Consider the following 580-nt stretch of genomic DNA (forward strand, 5'->3'; position numbering starts at 1 on the left):
GCCCGCGCCGCCGCCCCCTCCCGAGCGGGGTATGGGGTCCAAAACCTGACGTCGTCCTAGAAGTGCACCTCCGCGCAGGCCCGCCCGCGCGATGCGAGCCCGCCGTTCACGTGCTCCCAGCCCTCGGCGCAGACCACCGCGCCGTTGGGCAGGTCACGGTGGACGGGCACGGTGTACTTCTGGTGGTAGCCCCAGAAGGCGGTGGGGCTGTTCTGGTCGATGCCGCCGCCCCAGATGTGGAAGTGCCCGGTGAAGTCGCCGTTCCAGGTGGTCGACGCCGAGATCGTCTCGACGCGGAGCCCGCTGCCGTCGACGTCGATACACGTGCGGCCGTTGCAGCCGCGCGCCCCGGCGAACGCCGAAGGCACGGCGGCCGTCACGGCCGCCCCCACGCAGACGAACGTCATCGCCGCGCGCGACAGCCACCGCACCTTCGCACCCATACCGTTCACATGCCACCTCTCTCGGATCGTCGCGCCGCGGCGCACGGGCACCACGCGGCGCGGCGATACAGGGGGGGGCGGGGGGCGGGGGCCGCGCGCCCCCCCCCCCGGGCCCACCAACCGGGGGGGACCCGGCG

At 74.7% G+C, this 580-nt stretch carries 1 protein-coding gene; it reads right to left on the bottom strand.

Annotated features, from left to right (window positions below; translation table 11 throughout):
* Positions 1-56: 56 nt before the first annotated feature.
* Complete coding sequence (locus tag ACFWZ5_RS35680; RefSeq protein ID WP_384797157.1) at positions 57-452, bottom strand: hypothetical protein; 396 nt, start codon at positions 450-452, stop codon at positions 57-59.
* Between the last annotated feature and the right edge of the window lie 128 nt (positions 453-580).

This window comes from Streptomyces sp. NPDC059003 (assembly GCF_042740445.1).
GTDB lineage: Bacteria > Actinomycetota > Actinomycetes > Streptomycetales > Streptomycetaceae > Streptomyces.